Genomic DNA, 564 nt, shown 5'->3' with positions numbered 1-564 from the left:
CCGGCTTGTACAGTTCCAATCAAAGGGACACGACGAAGGCCAGCCTCTAAAAAATTAAATTCAGGGCTTGACGTAACTTCGTGAGTTTCTTCATCCATTTCTAAAGCAGGTACATCAGGCATATTTACAACGGTAATAGAGCGATTCTTATTAGCATCACGAGTAATATAGCCAAATTTTTCTAATGTATTTAAATGACTTTGAACAGTAGAAGTGGAGCTTAACCCCATATGATCGCCAATTTCACGAACACTTGGGCAGCGATAGCGCTGTTGTAAACTTTCAATAATAAAATCTAATATTCTTTGTTGTTTGCTATTTATATCAGTGGCAGGACGTCTCAAGGGAATAACCTCTCATTCTACAGTATTATGGAACTTAATTCATATATACCTATTATAAATTTAATATCGAAAATTGTCAAATATGCGTTCTAAAAAATTATGCTTGACCGAACATTTGTATGTGTGTTAAAATATGAACATAAACAAACAGATGTACTATTTATTTTGTTCGATATTATTAGAGAGAGGTATATATTATGAATAAATTATTTTCTATTTT

General features: G+C 32.4%; 1 protein-coding gene. It reads right to left on the bottom strand.

Annotation, left to right across the window (positions count from 1 at the left end):
* A partial coding sequence (locus HMPREF9200_RS08165) for a LexA family transcriptional regulator (RefSeq protein ID WP_009354008.1) occupies positions 1-344 on the bottom strand: 344 nt, incomplete at its 3' end.
* Positions 345-564: the final 220 nt, after the last annotated feature.

This window comes from Veillonella sp. oral taxon 780 str. F0422 (assembly GCF_000221605.1).
Lineage (GTDB): Bacteria > Bacillota > Negativicutes > Veillonellales > Veillonellaceae > F0422.
Note: the sequence above shows the minus strand (reverse complement) of the source record. Positions and strands in the feature narration are given on the sequence as shown.